The organism is Pseudofrankia coriaricola (assembly GCF_001854805.1).
Classification (GTDB): domain Bacteria; phylum Actinomycetota; class Actinomycetes; order Frankiales; family Frankiaceae; genus Pseudofrankia.
The window spans coordinates 33,444-53,358 of sequence record NZ_MBLO01000220.1 but is presented as its reverse complement, the minus strand read 5'-3'; the positions used below and the strand labels follow the sequence as shown (position 1 = coordinate 53,358).

The 19,915-nt window shown below is 68.9% G+C and carries 16 protein-coding genes and 1 pseudogene; 3 read left to right on the top strand and 14 right to left on the bottom strand.

Going from position 1 to position 19,915, the window contains the following annotated elements:
• Positions 1–266 precede the first annotated feature (266 nt).
• The 5 genes and pseudogenes from BCD48_RS25765 to BCD48_RS56845 all read right to left on the bottom strand — a co-directional run.
• Complete coding sequence (locus BCD48_RS25765; protein ID WP_071050948.1) at positions 267–899, bottom strand: PIN domain-containing protein; 633 nt, start codon at positions 897–899, stop codon at positions 267–269.
• Entirely contained in the window at positions 896–1,753 is an 858-nt protein-coding gene (locus BCD48_RS25760; protein WP_071050947.1) for an ImmA/IrrE family metallo-endopeptidase, read from the bottom strand. Before BCD48_RS25760 ends, BCD48_RS25765 begins: the two co-directional genes overlap by 4 nt.
• On the bottom strand, positions 1,750–2,103 hold the full coding sequence (locus BCD48_RS25755) for a helix-turn-helix domain-containing protein (RefSeq protein ID WP_071051044.1): 354 nt from the start codon (positions 2,101–2,103) through the stop codon (positions 1,750–1,752). The genes BCD48_RS25760 and BCD48_RS25755 overlap by 4 nt, the downstream gene beginning before the upstream one ends.
• Before the next feature lie 217 nt (positions 2,104–2,320).
• The gene (locus BCD48_RS56850) at positions 2,321–2,464 is read right to left on the bottom strand and encodes a hypothetical protein (RefSeq protein WP_241841984.1); all 144 of its coding nucleotides are present in this window, start codon (positions 2,462–2,464) and stop codon (positions 2,321–2,323) included.
• A gap of 24 nt (positions 2,465–2,488) precedes the next feature.
• A pseudogene (locus BCD48_RS56845) lies at positions 2,489–2,800 on the bottom strand (BREX system ATP-binding domain-containing protein); the annotation flags it as partial.
• A gap of 298 nt (positions 2,801–3,098) precedes the next feature.
• Between BCD48_RS56845 and BCD48_RS25750 the strand changes: the two are divergent.
• Both BCD48_RS25750 and BCD48_RS25745 read left to right on the top strand, forming a co-directional pair.
• Positions 3,099–3,665 carry a hypothetical protein gene (locus BCD48_RS25750; protein ID WP_131804103.1) on the top strand — a complete coding sequence of 189 codons (567 nt, stop codon included), beginning with the start codon at positions 3,099–3,101 and terminating at the stop codon, positions 3,663–3,665.
• Between the two features lie 303 nt (positions 3,666–3,968).
• Positions 3,969–4,280, top strand: a complete 312-nt coding sequence (locus BCD48_RS25745) for a hypothetical protein (protein WP_071050945.1) — start codon at positions 3,969–3,971, stop codon at positions 4,278–4,280.
• Here the strand turns inward: BCD48_RS25745 and BCD48_RS25740 are convergent.
• From BCD48_RS25740 to BCD48_RS52520, 9 genes are all read right to left on the bottom strand, one after another.
• On the bottom strand, positions 4,277–4,858 hold the full coding sequence (locus BCD48_RS25740) for a phosphotransferase family protein (RefSeq protein WP_083419192.1): 582 nt from the start codon (positions 4,856–4,858) through the stop codon (positions 4,277–4,279). The genes BCD48_RS25745 and BCD48_RS25740 overlap by 4 nt on opposite strands.
• Positions 4,859–5,323: 465 nt before the next feature.
• A complete protein-coding gene (locus BCD48_RS25735) occupies positions 5,324–6,289 on the bottom strand; it encodes a glycosyltransferase family 2 protein (RefSeq protein WP_241841983.1) in 966 nt (321 codons plus the stop codon).
• On the bottom strand, positions 6,282–6,506 hold the full coding sequence (locus BCD48_RS54065) for a hypothetical protein (RefSeq protein WP_241841982.1): 225 nt from the start codon (positions 6,504–6,506) through the stop codon (positions 6,282–6,284). Before BCD48_RS54065 ends, BCD48_RS25735 begins: the two co-directional genes overlap by 8 nt.
• Positions 6,507–6,843: 337 nt before the next feature.
• Positions 6,844–8,691, bottom strand: a complete 1,848-nt coding sequence (locus BCD48_RS25725) for a hypothetical protein (protein WP_241841981.1) — start codon at positions 8,689–8,691, stop codon at positions 6,844–6,846.
• Between the two features lie 201 nt (positions 8,692–8,892).
• Entirely contained in the window at positions 8,893–10,650 is a 1,758-nt protein-coding gene (locus BCD48_RS25720) for an HNH endonuclease signature motif containing protein (RefSeq protein ID WP_241841980.1), read from the bottom strand.
• A gap of 42 nt (positions 10,651–10,692) precedes the next feature.
• Positions 10,693–10,938 (bottom strand): hypothetical protein, encoded by a 246-nt coding sequence (locus BCD48_RS50805; protein WP_131804102.1) that lies wholly within the window; start codon positions 10,936–10,938, stop codon positions 10,693–10,695.
• A 269-nt stretch (positions 10,939–11,207) separates the two neighbouring features.
• A complete protein-coding gene (locus BCD48_RS25715; RefSeq protein ID WP_071050943.1) occupies positions 11,208–12,332 on the bottom strand; it encodes a phosphotransferase family protein in 1,125 nt (374 codons plus the stop codon).
• Positions 12,332–14,893 (bottom strand): tetratricopeptide repeat protein, encoded by a 2,562-nt coding sequence (locus BCD48_RS25710; protein WP_071050942.1) that lies wholly within the window; start codon positions 14,891–14,893, stop codon positions 12,332–12,334. The genes BCD48_RS25715 and BCD48_RS25710 overlap by 1 nt, the downstream gene beginning before the upstream one ends.
• A 489-nt stretch (positions 14,894–15,382) precedes the next feature.
• Entirely contained in the window at positions 15,383–17,800 is a 2,418-nt protein-coding gene (locus tag BCD48_RS52520; protein ID WP_071050941.1) for a serine/threonine-protein kinase, read from the bottom strand.
• A 636-nt stretch (positions 17,801–18,436) separates the two neighbouring features.
• On the opposite strand from BCD48_RS52520, the gene BCD48_RS25700 reads away from it, so the two are divergent.
• The gene (locus tag BCD48_RS25700) at positions 18,437–19,780 is read left to right on the top strand and encodes a cytochrome P450 (RefSeq protein ID WP_241841979.1); all 1,344 of its coding nucleotides are present in this window, start codon (positions 18,437–18,439) and stop codon (positions 19,778–19,780) included.
• Positions 19,781–19,915: the final 135 nt, after the last annotated feature.

Below are 19,915 nucleotides of genomic sequence, written 5' to 3'. Positions count from 1 at the left end.
CGCGACGGGGAGGGTGCAATCTCTCAGGTCCTCGACGATGCCGAAGGCCGTTGGGCAGCCGTGCCGCGGGTCCCGCCGGCGCGTTGAGCTAGCTCCGTCGCTCATCCGGACCTCCCCGACGCCAGGTGGACTCGGCCTGTAGGGCACGGTACTGGTCGATCCACCCGAACCGCGATGGCCAGCAACGGCCTGGCTGACGGTCGCTTCGCGGTTCCGACGCAGGGCAACTCGCGACTGCACGCGGACGCGGTGTGGCATCGCGTCACCTACCTCGCGCGCGTTCTTGCCACCCAGAGCTCGGGCAGGAGCAGTCCGGTCCGTTCAATTGGAGGAAGACCGTCGTCATGGTCGCGGAGCCGAGTGTAGATGGTGCGCATCGTGGCTCTGTCGGGAATGTGTTTGCCGCCGGCCGCGCGTTCCAGAACGGTCAGGGTGCTGACGAGCCTTAGGCCGCCTACCGGTCTTCCTTGTAGCCGGAGCCGTTCCAGTCGTCTCCGCTCGGAGGTCGCCATCGCGGCGCCAGCTCCGTCGTCGATGAGGACGGTGACCGTCGCGCCGGCCTCGGCCGCGACCACGGCGTGAGCTATAACCATTGTCTCGCCCAGATCCTTGCTCTCCTTCATGCGTTGGCGCATGGGGAGCCGAGTGATCCGCGCGACGACGGCCGAAAGCTCAGGTGTCACGTCGTCGGGCAGGATCTCAATCCAGTTCGGCGTCAGCTTCTGCCAGACCGCCTCGGCCGCGCGGAACCGGCCGTCGGAGCGAGACTTGCGGAGGACCTCCGCGGCGACGGTCTCCGGGGCGCTGAGACGTCCGAGGACGCTGATGAGCAGGCGTTCCTTGTTGATGGCCAGGAAACCCAGAGCGGGCCCGGCGTCAATGACGGGCCGCGTGGTCATCGCTCGGTGGTCCCGGAAGGCTCGTCGTCCAGGTCGTCCAGGTCGTCCAGGTCGCTTGGATCGATGTCCACATCCGGGAGATCGGCGCTGTCGGTCCAGAGAACGGGTGGCTCTCGAGGCTCGATGCCTGCCTCACACAGCTCTGCCTCGACGGTCGCGACGCTGACGCCACGTAGCGTGGCCAGAGTTTGCGCGGAGACGACGCGCTCCTGGTAGCCGTTGATCGCACGGGCGAGGAGCCGTTGGGGAGCTCGACGTCGATCGGACTCGGTTTCGAGGGCGCGGTACTGGTCGATCCATCCGAACCGGGACGCGAGTAAAGGAGTGGTGAGGGTCATCCATGTCGCCTTCATGGTCTCAGCGAGGTACCCCGCCTGCTCAAGAGCGATCGCGGCGATCGCCGGGGATACCAGGAACCGCTGCACCACCTGAGAAAGCAGAACCAGGGTCGTGTCACCGCGGTCGCGGTTGCCGAGGAACTCGCGCAGCCCGTCCACCGGTATGAGCAGATGCCGGGCGAACGCGTCCGCGCGTACCTCCTCGGGCCGGCGTTCGCTCCACGAGCGTTCCGGCTCGTCGGCCCAGTCCTCGAACAGGACGTGCGCCAACTCGTGGGCGAGGGTGCTGCGCTGCCGCATCGGCCGGTTCGTGCGCGCCACCCCGATAACCACCGAGTCTCGGGCCGGGTCGCGCATTGTGAGCCCATGCTCGTCCGGGCCGACATCGAGCACCGCCACATCGATGCCACTGGCCTGCTCGACGATCGACACAAGATCGCCCAGCGGCTGCACTCCCAGCCGGTGGTCATGGCGGAACCGCGCGGCCGCCTCCCTACCCTCTGCTTCAGCCGTCATGGCACCACCGGAAGCGGCGGGATGCCCTGGTCATCCAGGTAGGCGTCCAGGTCAAGGAAGTGCAGCAGCTCCTGGCGCATCTCGGCCATCTCGGCTTCGCCCGTGGCGCGGGCCGCGCACTGAACGCGGTCGGCCACCGACCCGACGCCGGTCAGCTCCGCCACGGTGTGACCGGTTGCGTCGGCGATCGCGATGATCTCAGGCATCTTGGCCGCCCGCTCGCCGGTCATGATCCGAGACAGCGTCGGCTGCGAGATGCCCGTGGCCTGAGCCAGAGCGCGCTGGGTCAGCCGGGCAGTGCTCACGGCCTGCCTGATCCGCTCGGCCATGGCAACCAGCTCAAGGTCCATCGATTTCATCCCAGCAACCCCCTCTCTGAATCAGGATGTGACCATCTGATTCAAGTCTAGCTCGGGTCAGCCGAACCACAAGCCCCATGAGACCAGCGGAGTTGGGGCGACGTGTTGGGCCGTGCAGACTCGCGCGTGGTACGCGCCCCACCACAGGTGGCAGGGCTGGGTACGGCACCGCGCGGCCAACCATGCGCGTCTTCGCGCAGGTGGGAGCTCAGTCGAGGTCCAGGTCGATGTCGTCGGCGCGGGAGGCGGCGTTGCGCTCGAGGTCGGTCATCTCGGCGGGCGCGATCGTCAGGGGGTAGTCGCGGCGGGGGTCGAAGTCGTCGACGCGGTCGAGGATGTCGCCGACGAGCATCTTTAGGAACAGGCGGGGCGTGACCTACCTTCTCGCCCAGCTTGCCGGCGACCGCGCCAGCCAGCCAGCCGCCCGCCAAGGTAGGCATCGTTGACGAGTTTGTCGATCCGCGCAGCCGCGCCAGCCGTGGACAGCCCGCGTACCTGTCCGCCGAGTTCCACCAGCGACGCTTCGCTGAAGCCGGCCAACCGGATCTGCGCAGACTTCCCCGTGTCCCACTTCGGGCCGAGGGGTGAGGTCGGTCGCCAGCCGCTGGGCCGGCGGTGGGAGGCGCTGCACGCCCTGCGTTCCGTCGTAGAAGGCCGGCGTCTCGGTGATGACGAGGTACAGGCCGCGGAAACGGCCGCCTCGGCCCTTCGTGCCAGTAGTACCCCTGCTGGGTTAGGTATGTCGGGTCCGACAGCGCCTACCGTCACGCTGAACAGGTGACCTAACCAAAGCTGGTCGATCTTCGGATCCGTACGCTGCGCATCGCGTTGCCGGCCAGGCTGGCCTTCTGATCCGCCGGGGCAATCGCGGCGTACCGCGTGGACCGTGGAGCGGTGGCACTGGTCGCCCAGTCGAGCGGGCAAATAGTCGGCAGGGGTAACCGATGCGTATATTGATCCAACCGGCGAACCAGAAGAATGCTCCTGTGGCGGGGAGATACCGGCGTACGATCAAGAATCCTGTGCGGTTCCAGGACCATGAGGACCTTCTGACACCCGACGAGCGATCCTCGCTCGATAATCTGTTCCCGTCTGGCGCCGCCCCTATGTGGGGACTCACGCCCGGGAAAGGTGGTAGCAACAAGCACACAATCGAAGCCTTCGATGTCGACGATGCGGTTTTCTTCTACAGTGATCGGGCCCTGTTCGCCGGCGGCACCGTTGCGTACCGGTTCAGGAATCCGAGTCTCGCGGAGCGTCTCTGGGGGCGAGATAAGCACGATCTGACCTGGGAGCATATGTATGCGATCAGTGGTCTGCGCGGTGTCCGGATCCCGTTCTCCGAGATATCACCCCTCCTCGGGTGGAAGCCCAACGCCGTGGTCCAGCCGGCCCTCGTCATCAAGGAGGAGGTCGCGGATGTCCTCGCGGAGGCCTGGACACTTGACGTCCGCACCCAGCCTCGGGCGGCGGCGGGGCCGGATGCCGGCGGCGCTCCTGTGCTCGAACCGGTGGCTGTCACATTTACGGCTCTGGCGCACATTCGGTGGTAACGGTGCGTTAGCGCCGGTCGTGGAGGTCAAAGCGGTCGAAATCGGCCACCTCACAGACGTTCGCGAGGTCCGGCAGGCGCCGCCGCGCTGCGCTGGAAAGCCTCAACCAGGACAAAGTAGACGCAAGCGGCGTCTCACCACGCGATCACTGAACGTCACCACCGAATATGCGCCAGAGCCACATTTACTGGCGAGACCGAGAAACTGGTGGTCCGGACCGCACGCGCGGAGCAGGAGGCGCTGAAGCAACATCTACTCCGTGTCGGCGCGCGTCGATGCGCGTTGTGTGGCCGACCCTTTCCTGTGAACCTGCTTGTAGCTGCGCATATCAAGAAGCGCGCCGCGTGCAATGAGGAGGAGCGGAAGGACTTCGACAATGTCGCGATGCTTGCTTGTCTGCTGGGGTGCGATGGCCTATACGAACGTGGGTACGTCGCTGTGGGCCCCGGCGGTCAGCTGTTAGTGGCGGGCGAGGTCAACGATGCCCCCAGCGTCGCGGACTACGCCCGCGACCGACTGCGCGGCCGGTCAACCTCTTGGTGGACGAGCGGCAGGGAGAGGTACTTCAGATGGCACCGCGACCACACTTTTCGAAACCCCGTCGGCGGCTTCTAGATCGGGCGAAAATCCGGCATCAGCGGCGAAGATTCGCGCGTTGGTGCCGAGCTTCTGAACAACGTCCCTGAGCTATCGGCGGAGGAAATCATCCCGCGGCGCGGATCGTGCGGATGTGGCTGCGGACACGGCGGTCCACCTCGCCGCGGTCGAGGATTCGCCCTGCGCCAGAAGGTGTGGGCGGCGTGGAGTTTGGTGGTGAGCTTGTCGATGAGCGCTGCTTGGGCCGCTGGTGACTCGGTGCCAGCGGCGATAAGTTTGGAGTAGCGGACGGTGTCCCCGACCGCGGATTTCACGCACTCGTGGGCCAAGTAGGTGTCGAGGTCGGTGGTCCACTCGGCCGCAGTCTCGGGCGAGACCGCGTTGCGCCAAGCGGCTTTGGCGGGCTCCTCCTCGTCGGGCTGGTAGGCCATCTTGTGGAGGTGTACCGCCAAGTCGTAAACGGGGTCGCCCCAGAGAGCCAGCTCCCAGTTGAGGAAGTACGCCCACCCGCTATTAGCGATCATGTTCTTGTGGTGGATGTCGGTGTGGAGCAGGCGGAATGGCCTGCCAAGGTGATCCGCGACGGCGAAGTTGATCCGTCATGATCTTCAACCTCTTTAGATCTTGATGTAGTCGCGGATCGACCCGATCCAAACCGGTACCGACGACGTCACCCGATCAACGTAAGACCGCGACGACCAGCACGTGATCAGCGACAGAACAGTCCCCATTGGCACTGGCGCAGGTTCGCTGTCACGCGACAATCTTGGTATCGTCGGTCGGTCGGACGCTGTCTCACTAGGCAGTGTCGCAGCCATCATTATGGCGCTGTCCGGTAGCCGTCGCGGGTGATGAGCAGGCCGCGCCGACAATGAAGGTCAGCCCGACAACGACGCCGTCCTCGCTGGCGACGAGCCAGCCCGTCCGTCGCGGTGGCACAGGTCGGTGAGCGGGGGCTGTCAGAACGGCGCGAGGCCGGCCCAGGTGACGGCGTCGATGCTGCTCGACATAGGTGTAGCCGAAGCGGCGTGCAATGTCTGCCCCTGGCAGCGGCGACCTCGCTAGGCTGCCAGCGCCTCCGTGCTGAAGCGTAGAAGCCTGGTCTCGAACTCCGCTGGGTCGTCGGCACCGGGTTGGTAGGTGGCCATGCAGTCGTGGACGTGGTTGAACCAGGCGAGAACGGGGGCGGTGCCGTCCGGGCGCAGGCGGCCGGTGCTGATGGCGTGGGCGAGGATGACTTCGAGTTCGGCGCGAAGAAGATCGGGTTTGGGGCGCTGGGGGTTTGTCCAGTCGTCCGACAGGACGGGACGGACCCGGGCGGAGCTGTCATTCCAGGCGAGGTTGAGAGCCATCTCCACGGTGAAGTCGTCCGGCAGGTCGACGTTCCACAGGGGGCGGATCGCGGCGCGTTGGCCGGACCAGGGTGTGGTGCCGACCTTGGCAAGCATCTCTGGGTACAGCCGGCCGGCCAGCGGCGCGAAGAAGCCGTAGTAGGTCAGCTGCGGGTAGAGCGGTCGCCAGTACAGGTCGGCGATGGTCGCGTCGGCCGTTCCGGAGAGGATGGGCCGCAGCAGGGTCGCGGCGATGGGTTCGGGGCCGAAATAGCGGAAGTCGCCGTCGACGGTGGCGATGATGTCGCCTTTGGCGGTTGCCACCCCGGCCTTGAGCGCGACGCCCTTACCGCGGCCGCACTCGATCACTCGGGCGCCTGCCCGTTCGGCGAGGTCGGCGGAGTCGTCGGTGCAGGCGCTCGCGGCGACGATCACCTCGCCGTCCGCGCCGAGCAGCTTCAAGGCGCGCAGCGCGTCATGAACGACCTCGGTGATGGTCGCCGCCTCGTTGTGCGCGGGCACGCAGATGCTGACCGGCTGCTGGCGAGCCTGCAACTCACGGCTGGGTACCAGGTTGAGCCCGAGCGCGGGGTCGATGCGGGCGGCGCTGGCCGTGGTCGAGCCTCCGCCGCCAGAGCTCGCCGGGGCGGCGGCGTCGCTCGAGGCATGGCCGGGCTGGGCGCTGGTCTCAGTCAAGGAAGGCTCCCTGCCAGAGCGGGTTGCGGTCGCGGTGGGGGCCGATAATCGGATCTTCGTGGGGGTCAAGAGGAATGAGCCCGGGGGTTCGCCAGGCATTTTCCGCGGCCTCAGGCATATCGGTGAACCAGATGCCGTCAGGGATCGGTGGTGGGGGCGCGGCGCCGACCCGGTCGAGGATGAGCTGGCGTACTTCGTAGTCCTGGCTGGCTGGCATGGCCTTGCCAGCGCTTCCTGCGGCTCCGCAGGCGGCGAGCTGGCGGCGTACTCGCCTGATCCAGTTCCCGTGCTCGCCTGCGGCCCGGTGGTAGCGCTCGGGGTCGCCGCCCAGGTTGCTGGGTGGTCGTAGAGCATCATGCGGCGCAGGTTGAACGGGCCTGGCGTGGCCAGGGCGCGTCGGAACAGGCACAGGTCGAGCTGATCGCGGACAGGGAACCAGGCCTCGTCGGTGAACCAGTCCGCGCTGACCTGGATCACGAGCACCTCGGGCGCGCTGGTCGCCTGGCCCAGGGCTCGTTCCCACTCGGCTCGGCTCATGGACGCGGGTGCGGTGGTCATGCCATCACGGCTTCCAGGATGCCTATTAGTTCGTCGACCTGGGTCTGTCGCGGGCCCAGGCGAGCGTGTCCGTCTGCGGACCAGGTCAGCATCACGGGCTCGGCGGACGGCGTGGTCGCCAAAGCGAAGCGGGCGAGCTGCAGCGCGCCGCCGAGCAGCGGCAGCGGCAGCAGGTCGGCGAGTCGTCGGGCCTCGGCCGGGCGGTGGGTGAGCAGCCGGATCAGGGAGGTGAGGACGGCGGCGGCCGGGCGGTCGGCGGGGCCGTACAGGTCGAGACCTTCGGTCAGGCCCCAACGGTTCGAGTCCGCCTGGACGAGGCGCCACAGCGATGGTTCGGTCGGCAGATCGGACAGCGTGCGCGCCAGCCAGTCGAATGCGGCTTCAGCGTTCGGCAGGCAGTCATGCGTAGAGAACATCGACAGCTGCGACTTGAGGTAGCGGCGATCGGAGGAGAACGCCGGGTCCTGTTCGTAGCCCGGCGGGGCGGTGAACCGCCAGTTGCGCAGTCCGGCGATGACTGTGGCGGCCAGTTCCAGCGAGATCGCGTCCAGGCCGCCGCAGGCGCGTAGGACGAGCTCGGTCTTGCGGTCGCGGCGGCGGTGTGGGTGCTGCCCGTGCTGGCCGATCCGTCGCTCGATCTCGGTGATGACGCAGTCGCCGTGCCAGTAGTTGCCGTAGAACTTCTCGCCGGTGAGCACCTCGGCGAGGATGTACAGCCCGCTGCCCACCCACGATCCGCCGAACTCGCACAGCGCCCACAGCCAGACCAGCACCGCGCGCGGGTCGCTCAGCCCCGCTGGCCACGGGTCGCCGTGCTCACGGAAGAACCCGGGCGGGTCCGGGTCGACGAACTGCACGATCCGCTTCCGGCCCGTCTGGACGGATGCGATGATCTGCCGCGCGCCGACATGGCCGGGTTCCTGCTGCAGAAGCTCGTGCGCGGCCTGCTGCAGCCAGCCGATCACCCGGCAGACCTGGCCCAGGCTGACCGCGGACTCGACCTCGGTTACCCGGCTGTCCAGGTCCGAGGCCGCGCCGGCCGGCAGCGTCAGCTCCGCCAGTCGGTAGCTGGACTGCAGAGTGCCATCGATGAGCTGCGGTAACGCGACCCGGGCGGCATCGCCCGTGAGGTTGTCATACAGGACGGCGCGGCCGATGCGCTCGACGAGGTATGTCAGCAGGGCGAGCCGCCAACGGGCCACCCGCGGGTCGCTGTCCGCCCGGCAGTACAGGCCGATCTCCGCGGCCCGCTGAGACAGGCTCGCGACGTCGCCCCGGTCGATCGCCGTCTCGACCCCGGACAGGTAGTCCTCGATCAGGTGCTTGTCCTTCAGCCGGACAGGGTTGCCCCGCCGGGCCGCCCGGCGCAGATCCCGGGTAGCAAGATTCGCGAGGAACCGTCGCCGTCCCTCGCCCCCGAGGGCCTGCAGCGACTTCAGCAGCGTGTAGATCCCGAGAACGGACTGGATGGATACCAGCGCCAGCCCGGCGTTGATGACATCTGGATCCCCGCCGATGTCCCCGGCCGAGGCCACCAGGATCGAGGCCAGGCCGACGACCAGCCATTCTGGCAACGCGATCGCGATGACGACGTCGGTGAACGACGGCCACACCGACTCGGCGTCCGCGCTGACCGCGAAGACGATCGTGTGCGCGGTGAGAATGGTCGAGAAGATCCCGAAGCCGAGCTGCCACAGCACCTCGGCCTTGTCCTTCGGGACGTCGGTACCCCGCTCGGCGAGCACCACCGCGGTCGCGGTGAGCAGGGTGACCAGCGCGGCCTGAACAGCCGCCCGACGACCGGCGCGTAGCCCACGGGCACGAGTCCTGGGTCGGGGGGCCACGGGGAGCCATCTTGACATGGCTTTCGACACCGATGCGCCGCTTCGTGGCCAGTTGGCCACCCTCGTGAGCGTCGAGCCCACGGCCTATCCGCGGCATGGTCCGCGGTTTCTCGACCAGCAGCTTGCGCGACTGGTCTCCGTGTTCCAGGTAGGGCCAGCGGCCCATGTGGCGCAGGCCGACCTCGTCCCCACGCCTGGAGGTCAGGCTGGCGGACCGGGTGCTGGTCCGCTGGCGGGGTGGCTGGTCGACGGGCCGGTGCCGGTTGCCGGTGCGCTGTCGTCGTGCTCGCGGTCCTCGTCGTCCTCGCCGAGGAAGGTGTCGTCGAAGAGGGCGTTCGAGCGGTCGTCGGGCCGGCCTGCCTCGGGGCAAGTGGCCGTCTCGCTGGCGCAGCAGTCGTCGGCGGGCGGGCGGACCGGGTTGTCGCCGTGTCGAGTGTCGTCCGCGCGGGCTGGGGGTTCCCAGATTCCGGTGTAAAGATGGTCGAGGCCGCGGTGTAGGGGATTTCGGCGGGGCTTGCGTTGGGGATCGACGGAGTAGGGCGGGACGAAGTATGGGTGGCCGTCCAACCCGATAGAGACGGCCCATTCTCCGCGATGCACGACCCGGTGGTGGAAACCGCACAGCAGGGCGAGGTTGTCGAGGTTTGTCTCGCCGCCGGAAAGCCAGTGAACGATGTGGTGTGCGTCTGTCCAGGCAGCGTTCTTCTGACAACCAGGAAACGTGCACCCGCCGTCCCGGACGACCAGGGCGCGGCGTAGCGACGGTGGCACAAGACGGCGGGTGCGGCCGAGCTCGAGGGGTATTCCTTCCTGGGAGAGAAGGATATGTGTGAGATGGGCGTCGCAGCAGATTCGTTCCAGGGTGGCGTGGGATAGCGGCAGGCCGTGGCCGGTGGTCGCCGGGGTGGCGGCGCCCTTGCCGAGTAGCGCGTCGATCGTGGTCGTGACGGTGAGGTGGGGCCGGGTGCCRCGGGAGATCGGCAGGGTGCCGGTGCCCAGGACGCGTTCGGTGATCTCGATGAGGGCGTCGGCGCGTCGTTGAGGGAYGGTGCGGTGATCTTCCGGGTTCTCGCCGAGGGGTCTGGGCTTGGCGAGGGGTTCGAGRGCGGCGCGCAGGGCCGCGGCGCCGTCGGCGTCGAGGGTGCCGTGGATGCGGGTGGTGCCGTCAGGCTGGTCGGTCAGGTGTAGCTCGCGGCGTCGTGCCTGGTCGCCGTCGTCGCGTGGGTCCGAGCCGGGCGGGTGTAGCTGGTCCTGTAGGCGGGCGCGGATCGTCTTGCCGAGGGCGGCGAGGTCGCCGGCGTCGAGGGTTTCTGCCTGGGTGAGCAGGAACTGTTCGGCCCAGTCGYGCTGCTCGGAYGGGGTGTCCGCCGGGAGTGCTCGCAGCGCKGTGACGATGACGGTGGCCTGGTCGCGGCTGATYGCCGTACTGGCCAGGGCGTGGCCGGTGCGTGGGTAGGTGAGGTCGAGGTCGCGGGCCAGGTCGAYGGTGCGCCGGGCGTCGGCGGGGCGGATCTTCAGTTGCCAGCGCAGGAGTTCCGCCGTCGAGGGCAGGTCCTCCTCGCCGAACACGCCGCGCAGGTCCCGGCCGCCCAGGTCCCGGACCGCCGCGAACAGGACCGAGGCCAGCAGCCGGCCGGCCCGCTCCGCGGCACCCAGGAATTCCAGCGCCTCCGGGTGGGACAGCGCCCACAGGTTCGCTCCGGCCAGCGTCTTCAGCCCGCCGACGACCCCGTCCAGCTCGGCCAGTACATGATGCCGCCCGCCGAACCCGGCACCGTCGCCGCCGTTACCGGCGTCGAAAACACCGCCTTCGGATACCGCCGCGTAGTTCTCGTGCCCATTTTCTGCGACACCATCTTGGTTGGCGTCAGACGGAGCCCGAGGGATTCCGGTGTCCGGCCTGGACCACACCTGGGCGGGCCGGCCATCCGGTTCCTCGGGAACGGGCAGCGCGAGCATGCCTCAACGGAACCACGCATTCGAACATATGTCCAGTTCTTGTCATTCGGGGGTGTACACCCCCGAATTTTTGGAAACCGAAAAATGACTATAGTGGTGCGGCGCGGAAGTGCTGACGAATTGGCGGTTGGCGGCACCGTCGCAGCCAATGGCGCCGGAAAGTAGCCGCCTTCCGGCTACGTGGATGATGGACGGCCCAACCTCCGAGATCTGATCGGCTTCGCCGTTGATCAGGGCTGGAGCCGATGGGCGGGCGTCGCCGGATCCGGGGCCTTCGGCGGTGCGCACGGCGGGTCCTTCGGAACGGCCCGCCTTCGGAGAGGCGATGCCGGCATGGGCGGGAGGATCGCAGTCATGGCTTGGTTGGTGCTGGATTCCGCGGTCGTCCGGGATCTTGTCGGTGATCGGTACTACGCGCGGGGCCGACAATCACCGGCGAGGTGCCGTCACCAAGATCGTCGTCGACGGGAGGTCAGCTGAGGCGACCGTGCTCGGGACCCGTGCCTACCGGGCGGGCCGAGTCCGGGCGTGAGCCCCGTTTCTGAATCCTCAGGTCATCACGGGTCGGCGCGGGACGGGCGCCAGCCGCGGAGGTGGGGTTCAACCTTGGAGCGGTCGGTGACATGGCTGGTGCGCCATACGGCGTGGGCGGCGCGGAGCTTGGCGACGAGCTTGTCGACGAGCGCTGCCTCATCGGTGGGGTTTTCGGTGCCGGCCGCGAGGAGTTTGGTGTAGCGGACGGTGTCGACGACGGCGGACTTGACGCGCTCGTGGGCGCGGTAGGTGGCGAGATCTCGGGCCCAGTCGACGGCGGCCTCGGGCGGGGCCGCGTTTCGCCAGGCGGCTTGGGCGGCCTGCTCCTCGTCGGATTGGTAGGCCATCTTGTGGAGGTGGACGGCCAGGTCGTAGACGGGGTCGCCCCAAAGAGCAAGCTCCCAGTCCAGAAAGTACGTCACCCCGCCGTTCACGATCATGTTCTTGCGGTGGATGTCGGTGTGGAGCAGGCGGAACGGCCTGGGGGCGAGAGTCGACCAACGTTCGAGGACCGGCTCCAGCGGGTCGGCGGGAAAGCCGAGGGCCTTGAACAGATCGCCGAACTCGTCGAGAAACCTGGCGTGCACGTCGGTGGTGATGGCCGACAGCCTGCTCGCGAAGGCGGTGGTGTCGCCGTCGGTGGGCCAGTCGGCGGGGAGCGGTGGGAGCTGGTCGAGCGGGACCTGGCCGAGCTGGGCGAACAGGGCGCCGACGTCGGGGATGACATGTTCGGGTACGCGTTTGCCGCGGGGTGCGATCGCGTCGAGGACGTCGCCGTCGATCCATTCGACGATCTGGTAGGCCGGGTCGACGCTGGCGTGGAGGAGCCGTGGGGCCCGAGGGATAACGGGGTGGATGGCGCGCACGACCTTGGACTCTGGCCAGATCGTGAGGTCCATGGTGTCGGCCCCGGGGATGGGGATGCGCACCACGACGGGACCCGCCGGCGTCTCGACGCGGACGTTGTGGTTGTAGAAGCCGGCACTCCGGTCGGTGCGGGCCAGGGCCAGCCGGTACAGCTCATCCGGCTCGTTCGTGGCCGCGCGCGGCGCGACCGGCATGGTCTCGTCGACGGCCGCGGCAGCGGCTGGGACATTCCCGGCCGTGGAAGCAGTCGGATTCGGGGTCGCCGGGTCGAAACTCGTCATCAGGCCGCCCCGCCGAATCCGAGCAGGTCGCGGGCGAGCGCGTCGATGCGGCCCTTCAGGACGTCGAGAGAGTCGAGTGGCTGGATGGCGCTTTCGGCGCGCTGGCAGGCGTCCGTCACGTACTGGTCCTCGATTCCAAGCTCTCGCAGCGCGGCTCCGGCGCACAGCACCAGCGTCGGGTACACCTCCGCGGCCTCCAGCTCGCTCACCGCCCAGCACACCGACTCCCGGGCGAGGCCGACCTGGCCGCGTCGTGCCTCCAACACCCCTCGGTACAACCTTGCCCGAGCAAGCCCCGATCGGTAGCTTGCCCGGGTCAATGCCTCGACCGCCGCGTCGAACGCCGGCTCGGCCCGGTCGAGGTTGCCGAGCCGCAGCTCGGCGACGGCGATCGCCGTGTGGCACTTGCCTAGCTCATGCTGCGCGCCGATCTCGGTCTGGACCTCGATAGCCGCCTGCGCCTCGGGGATCGCGGCCGGCGCGTCGACGAACGCGAGCAGCTCGGCCCGGTTCGTCCTGATGTTCGCGTTCCCGAGGTAGGACCGAGCCTCCTGGTAGTACGCCGCCGCCTCGTCGAGAAGACGGCCCGATGTCGTGAGGTCGAAGGCGAACCGGTGCGCCAGGTGTCGCAGTCGGGCCACGTCGCCGCGGCACTCCGGATGCCGTCGCTCGGCGATCGCGTCCAGCTCGGTCGCGAACCGTTCCGCCTCGACGAACCGTCCTTGGCACATGTGCAGGTCGGCGGCCCACAAGCCGGCGCCCATACGCGCGGTGTCGTCCTGGCCGGCCCAAGCTCGGTTGTAGATCGTCAACGCGGCCGTCGTCTGGCCCGCGATGCGGCGTGCCTGGCCGGCGGCGACGGCGAGCCGTGCCCCGACAGGCTGGCTGACGTTCCAGTTCTCGTCCGGGGTCAGCTCCAGCGCCTGGCTGGCCTCGCCGCGGCGAAGCAGCGTCTCGACGTCCATCACCCGCGCGGCCTCGGTCAACTCCGACGTCACGTGGGCCGGGTTCTCCCGCAGGAACTCGCGCAGGTCAGTCAGCACACCCCCAGCGGCGCCATCAGCCCCGCCGCGTACCGCCACCTCGACCAGGTCGAGCAGCTCGACTCCGGTGATCTCCCCGACGTGCAGCGCATGGAAGACCATTTCCCGGAACGCGACCGGGTCCGCCAGCATTCGTCCGCCGAGGCTCCGGGACCTCTCCTGGTCGGTGACGCCACCTTCTGCGGGGTCCTCGAAAGCCCGCTGTTCCCAGGCATCGCGCAGCAGTTGGTGGAGTTCCAGACGAGCCGGCGCGGACAGTCGGTCGCGCAGGGCGCCCGCCATGAGCTGGTGGAACCGGAGCTGGTCACCGGCCGGGTAGACGAACGAGTAGGACGAGATCGACTCCCAGGCCGTCACATGTCCGGGAAGCCGCAGCGCCGCCGTCAAGGTCTGGAAAATCTCCTGATCGAAGATCCTCGCGACGCCGAGGACCTCCAGCGTCCGCACCTCGTCAGCCGCGACATGTTGCAGGAAGCGTTGCAGGATCTCCCGCTGCGTCGCCGCCCGCGTCCGCATCGAATCGGTGCCCTCTTCGTTTCCGCCGACGTCGCCTGTGTCGACGGCGAGGTGCAGGTAGAAAGGCAGCCCCGCACTCGCCCTCGCGAGCCGCCTTCGTTCACCCTCCTCGGTGACTCCAGAGGCGCCGAGCAACGCCAGCCGCGCCTCCATCGGCAACTCGTCGACCGGGCAGGTTCGGACCAGCCCATGCCAGTCGGCGTCGTAGGCATCCCAGCGCAGCGGCTCCCGGCCGGCGATGACGACCAGGCCGCGGTCGAGCTGGGCGACCAGGTCGCGTAGCCAGACATCCGCGAGCTGCGTCCGTCCCGAGCGGGTCGGAGCGGGCACCAGCGCCTCGTAGGTGTCGATCGTCAGCACATAGGGGCGGCTGATAGACGCGTCGCGCAGGTCCTCGGCGAACAGATAGGTGACGGCGTCGGCAACCTCGGCGTTCGGTAGCTCGTCGAGCGACGACAAGGTCTCGTCGCGACTGATCCGATGGCGGCGGCGCGCATCCGAGGTCACCCGCTCCGCGGCCTTCAGTAGCCCGAGCGCGGTGCCGAACACGGGCACCCCGGCGACCGAATCGATGATCTCGGTGAGCACGCCGCTCTCCTCGACGAACGGCAGCGTCTCCCGGCTGATCCGCAGGTGAGGGTGAATGCGCTGCCACAGCACCGCGTAGGCGATGTCGAACCGGTCGAACCGCACTCCCTGCTTGCCGAACTCGGCGCGCAGGACAGCGAGGGCATCCTCCTGCTGTCGCATCGCCGGCACCTGGAGATCGAGCACCGCGGTCCGCCAGCCCTCCGGGGCCTGGACCCGCAGCTCGCGAAGCAGCCGCGACTTCCCGATCCCGCCGACGCCGGTCATGTTCAGCACCCGGGGCACGGACTCGCCAGCGGCCATCGCCGCCCGGACTCGCTCGATCTCGTTCGTGAACGCGTCAAGCAACGGTTCCCGGTCCACAAACTCCCGCTGTAACGCCGCCACCCGGCGAAACCGCGGCGCGATCGCCATCCACGACCTCCGGGGAAGCAGCCATCGATGTGTAGTTACCGATCGTCACCGTAGCCCGACGATCGCCCTACGCATCCAACCACGCCCAACCCCGTCTCGGCTGGCCAAACCGCTCAATCCGACATCTTCCCGCCGATAAGCTGATGGACCCGTCAGTGACGGAGCCGTCAGGAAACTGGCGCGTCGCGGAGTGGCTCGCGCCGATGGTGTGATTCAGTCAGGAACTGGGCAAGCGGATCGCGGAACTTCGCGGTGACCTGGCCGACGCGCTGGCCCGCTGTAATCCTCCCTTCGGAGGCGTCCGGCGCCTCGACGGCTTCTTTCCTGAGGGTCTACGCACGCGTGCGACCCCGTGGTCGACGAGGCGACCGTCGTGACCTGGCCCATGACGGCGCGCCGTCTGCATCGTCGTCGCCACCGCCCTCGGTCGCGGCTATCTCGACGCCTGACGGCTCCGAACCCGCCGATCCTGGGGCGCCCATATCCTGGTCACCCGTTGTAAAGATCGACCGTTGTCGTCCGTCCGGGTGCGTTGTGGTAGATCACGACGGCATTTGCGGAGTCCGGGGTGTGGCTGACCACGACCTGGCACGACTCGCCGGGGGCGATCTGCCGGGTGCATGGACTGGGATCGCGCACCGAGACGGTTCCGCGCCCCTCGATGCCGGTGACAACCAGAGGCGCGGAGCCTGTGCTTTCTATCTGAATGTAGTTGCAGTGAGCACTGGGGCAGCTCAGGACGGCCACCGAGACGTTCGGTTGGGCCGCTGGCGTCGTCTGCTGAATGGTCGCCTGCGCGGGAGGCGTCGTTGCGGCGGGAGGGTTCGTCGAGCTGGACTGGCGCGCCGCCAGCGGCGTGGCCGGCGTCGCGACGGCGGGTGACGTCGGCGGGAGTGCGTGCGCAGCGGCAGTGGTAGGCCCGACAGGTACGGTGGCCGGCGGCGCGGTGCTGGCGGACGGGGCGATTGGGGACGTGGCCGGGTCCACGCCCCGGTCCTGGGAGCCGTCCGAGGCGCGAGGGCGCGCGATGACGTCGTTCGTCGCCGGGTCGACGAGAATGAAAGTGTCGATCATCGTATCGGACTTCTCGATCGTGGAGACCGCTCCCGGGGAGAATCCCGTCCACCCTGTGCCGATGTAGTGCTGTGACGAGGAGAATTCCCGCTGGGCCGGGGTGAGTGGGTTGCCGCAGAAGCAGCGGCTCACCGGCACGCCGTACTTGTCGACGAGCACGGCGGTGCCGGCTTGGAGAACGGACTGGAAAGCGGTCGCATGCCCGTTGCGGTAGCCGTGGTTGGTTACCGCGGTATCAGATCGCAGAATAACGGGAGTGAGCCCGGCAACGTAGTCCGCAATGCTCATGACGGAGATTCCAAGTGTCGCCGCCCAGGCGGCGGCCTGCCCCGGATGGGCCTGGAGGAACGCGACCATCGCGCCCTGATCGCAGGCCGCCTTGTTCCGCGTGCCTCCGTACAGCCCGGGTGTGCTCCCGGAGAACGTCCCGCCGGCGCCCTTCGGCGGCGTCACCCGCCGCTGGTCCGAGCCGATGGGTGGCATGAACGGATTGGTCCCGGTCGACCCCACGGGCTCGGTCGTGACCCCGGCCGCGGCGGCTGGGGTGCCTCTACCCGTCAGGAGGACCACGGCGCCGCCCGCCGCCGCGGCCGCGAGCAGGACGAGCGTCAGGAGCAGCGCGAGCGCCAGCGCCAGGCGAGACCGTCGAGGCCGATGGCGCCTGAACCACGTGCCCGTGCCCTGGCCCTTGCCTGTGAGTTCGGAGGCCGTGTCGCTGGCCGCGCCGGTGGTGGTCTCTCCGATCTGGTGCGCCACCAGCGTCAGGAGTGCGTCCTCGCTTGACGGGAGGACCGGCGGGACGGTCGGAGCAGGCGGAGACGTCGCGATGGCGGAGGTGAGGAGGACCTGCTCGCCATCCGTCGTGCTCCGAACGTTCGATGCATCCGCGATGTCGCGGGTCCCGTCGGTGAGCTTCTGGGTGCTGGCGTCGACGGCGTTCCCGCCAGGTTCCGGGGGTGGGGGCGCGGATGCGGATCCGAGTGGCGAAGCGACGGCATCGGCCGACCGCGGGCGGCCAACCAGGCGCAGGAGAAGGTCCTGGGCGGAGGGCCGGCTGGCGGGGTCCTTGGCCATGGTCTGCTCGACGAGCGGACGCAGCCCCTCGTCGAGCCCGGTGAAGTCAGGTTCCTCGTGGACGGCGCGGTAGAGGATCGCTGGGGTCGCGCCCCCGCCGTGCGGCAGCCGTCCCGTGCCGGAATAGAGAATGACGCCACCCCAGGCGTAGATGTCGGTACCCGCCGTGACCGGCTGCCCCAACGCCTGTTCGGGAGCCATGAACGCTGGTGTGCCGAGGCTGGTGTGCGTCAACGCCGCTGTCGCGTCGAGCGCGTGCGCGATGCCGAAGTCGATCACGCGGGCGCCGGAGGGCGACAGGACGATGTTGCCTGGCTTCAGGTCGCGATGGACGACGCCGGCCGCATGGATCGCGCTGAGCGCGGAGGCGACCGCGACCGCGAGACGTTCGAGTTCCGCGACGGGGAGGGGCCCGCGCTCGCGGATCGCTTCGGCCAGCGTCTGGCCCTCGATGTACTCGGTGACGAGGTACGGCCAGTGCCCGTCCGCGTTGACGTCTAGCACCTCGGCGGTGCAGAACCGCGCGACCCGCTGTGCCATCCGCGCCTCGCGGACGAACCGCGCGCGAAACTCGGGTTGACGGGCGAGGTCGCCGCGGATGACCTTCAGCGCGACGAGGCGTTCCTCGCCGTCGCGACGGGCCAGGTAGACGGTGCCCATTCCCCCGTCGCCGAGCCGGCCGAGCAGCGTGTACGGCCCGAGACGTGTCGGGTCGGTCCCATCCAGCGGCGCGCTGATAGACGTGACCGAACCAGCCACGGCGTTCCCCCCGTCGTGGACTCCGGTGACCGCCCCCGCGCCCGTCCAACCGGAATCCCGCGGCGCAAGACTACGGCATGCTCCCATCGGCTCAGGACCCACCAGGAAAAGGCGCCTTAGGCGGATCGTCCGCAGCCCGCCAGGAACGCCGACCAGGAAACCGCTTAACAAGTCGAAATATTGTCGCAGAGCAACCCCCTAACCTGCGGCTTCACAGGTTGGGACTGCCAACGGGTGCTTGTTCGGCTGCGGACCAGCGACACCCTGTCCATCGGCGAGCGCGGACGCGTGTCGATGGCGGCATGCGCTTCGACGGGTTCGGCAGGTCTTTCGGGAGCACTGCGGGGAGCAGCGTCGCCGTCGCCGCGGGGAGTAGAGCAAGACCTGGAAGGACCTGGGCGTCTAGCCGTACACCGAGGAGCCAAGGACCGAGGCTGAATGGGCCGAGCGGGCTCATCTGCTGGCTGATCGCGTTTCGGGCGGGTGGCGGCAATTGCTGGGACGCTGGGTGCCAACCCTGTCACTCTCGACCGGTCACTCTCGGCCGGTCGCGCGCAGCGGCGCGGCTGTGGGGGCGCAATCGCGACGGGAATGGCCGCCCCGGCCGACCGGCCGCGACCCGCTGAAGGAGGCGCGATGACCGACGCGAACGTGCATGTCCCGGCGCCGTCGACCCTGCCGTCGACCCTGCCGCCGACGGAGCCCGATGCGACCCGGACGAGCCATGCCCGGCGCGGTTGGGAGCCGTCGACGGGTGCCGCCGAGCTGGCGCGCCGTTACCCGGCCCATGTGGGCGCCACCCGGTTATACGGGGAGGAGTTCCACCGCGACCCACATGCTGTTTACCAGCGGCTGCGGGCACGGCATGGCTCGGTCGCCCCGGTGCTGCTGGATGACGACGTCCCGGCCTGGCTGGTGATCGGTTACCGGGAGCTGCACTACGTCGCCGGCCAGCCCGATCTGTTCGGCAAGGACTCGCGGACGTGGAATGCCTGGGACCTGGCGCCGCCGCACTGGCCGCTGCGCCCGCCCGTCGCCTGGACCGACACGATTCTTTCGACGGACGGCGCCGAGCACGGGCGGCATTCCGCCGCGGTCGACGACGCGCTGGGCGCCGTCGACCTGTTCGAGCTGGCGGGGCGTTGCGAGCGGATCGCCGACGGGCTGATCGACGCCTTCGCGGGCGACGGGAAGGCCGACCTGATTGGTCAGTACGCCGCGCGGATCCCGATGGCGGCGGGGGCGACGCTGCTTGCGCTTCCGCCGGCGGATACAGCGGCATTCCTGGCCGATGTGACCGCCATGCTCATGCAGGCCGGCGAGGCGCACGCGGCGGAGGCGCGGCTGCGGGCCATCGTGCGCCCGTACACGACCGCGCGCCGGGCGAACCCGGGAGCGGACACGCTGTCCAGACTCGCCGCCCATCCGGTGGCGCTCACCGACGACGAGGTGTTCGAGGATCTGATCATGCTGCTCCTGATGAGCCAGGCCAAGACGACCGCCTGGATCGGGAACGCGTTGCGGCTGATCCTCACCGATCCCCGGTTCGCGGTGACGATCGCGGGCGGGCGGCGCTCCGTCGCGCACGCCCTGGCCGAGGTGCTTTGGGAGGACCCGCCGTTCTCCAACGCGTTCGGCCGCTGGGCAACCCGTCCGGTCCATCTGGGGACGCAGCACATTCGGCGCGGCGACCTGCTGGTGCTGTCCGTCGCGGCGGCGAACGCCGACCCGCAGGTGCGCCCGGACCAGTTGGCCGGACCCGGCGGCAGCCAGGCGCACCTGGCGTTCGGCAGCGGGCCGCATCGCTGCCCGTACGCCTCCCAGGACGTAGCCGAGACGGTCGCGCGCACCGCCGTCACCGTGCTGCTCGACCGGATCCCCGACATCACCCCGGCCGTGCCGGCCGGCGCGCTCGCCTGGCAGCCCACCGTGGTCGTACGCAGCCTGATGGCCATGCCCGTCGTTTTCACCTCGTCCTGACAGCAGCCCATTCTTGACGTCACCCCGTCACCCCGTCACCCCGTCACGTCACCTCGTCACGTCACGTCACGTCACCCTTGACGTCACCTCGTCCTGAGGAGGACCACGTCCTGACGGCTCCCCGGCGTTGCCGGA

What these genes read in the sequence shown, in the direction of transcription:
- BCD48_RS25710 (WP_071050942.1), bottom strand. Translation starts at nt 14,893, where the DNA reads ATGGCGATCGCGCCGCGGTTTCGCCGGGTGGCGGCGTTACAGCGGGAG.
- BCD48_RS54065 (WP_241841982.1), bottom strand. Translation starts at nt 6,506, where the DNA reads ATGCCAGCCAGCCAGGACTACGAAGTACGCCAGCTCATCCTCGACCGG.
- BCD48_RS25760 (WP_071050947.1), bottom strand. Translation starts at nt 1,753, where the DNA reads ATGACGGCTGAAGCAGAGGGTAGGGAGGCGGCCGCGCGGTTCCGCCAT.
- BCD48_RS25755 (WP_071051044.1), bottom strand. Translation starts at nt 2,103, where the DNA reads ATGGACCTTGAGCTGGTTGCCATGGCCGAGCGGATCAGGCAGGCCGTG.
- BCD48_RS25765 (WP_071050948.1), bottom strand. Translation starts at nt 899, where the DNA reads ATGACCACGCGGCCCGTCATTGACGCCGGGCCCGCTCTGGGTTTCCTG.
- BCD48_RS25715 (WP_071050943.1), bottom strand. Translation starts at nt 12,332, where the DNA reads ATGACGAGTTTCGACCCGGCGACCCCGAATCCGACTGCTTCCACGGCC.
- BCD48_RS56850 (WP_241841984.1), bottom strand. Translation starts at nt 2,464, where the DNA reads ATGCTCGTCGGCGACATCCTCGACCGCGTCGACGACTTCGACCCCCGC.
- BCD48_RS25700 (WP_241841979.1), top strand. Translation starts at nt 18,437, where the DNA reads ATGACCGACGCGAACGTGCATGTCCCGGCGCCGTCGACCCTGCCGTCG.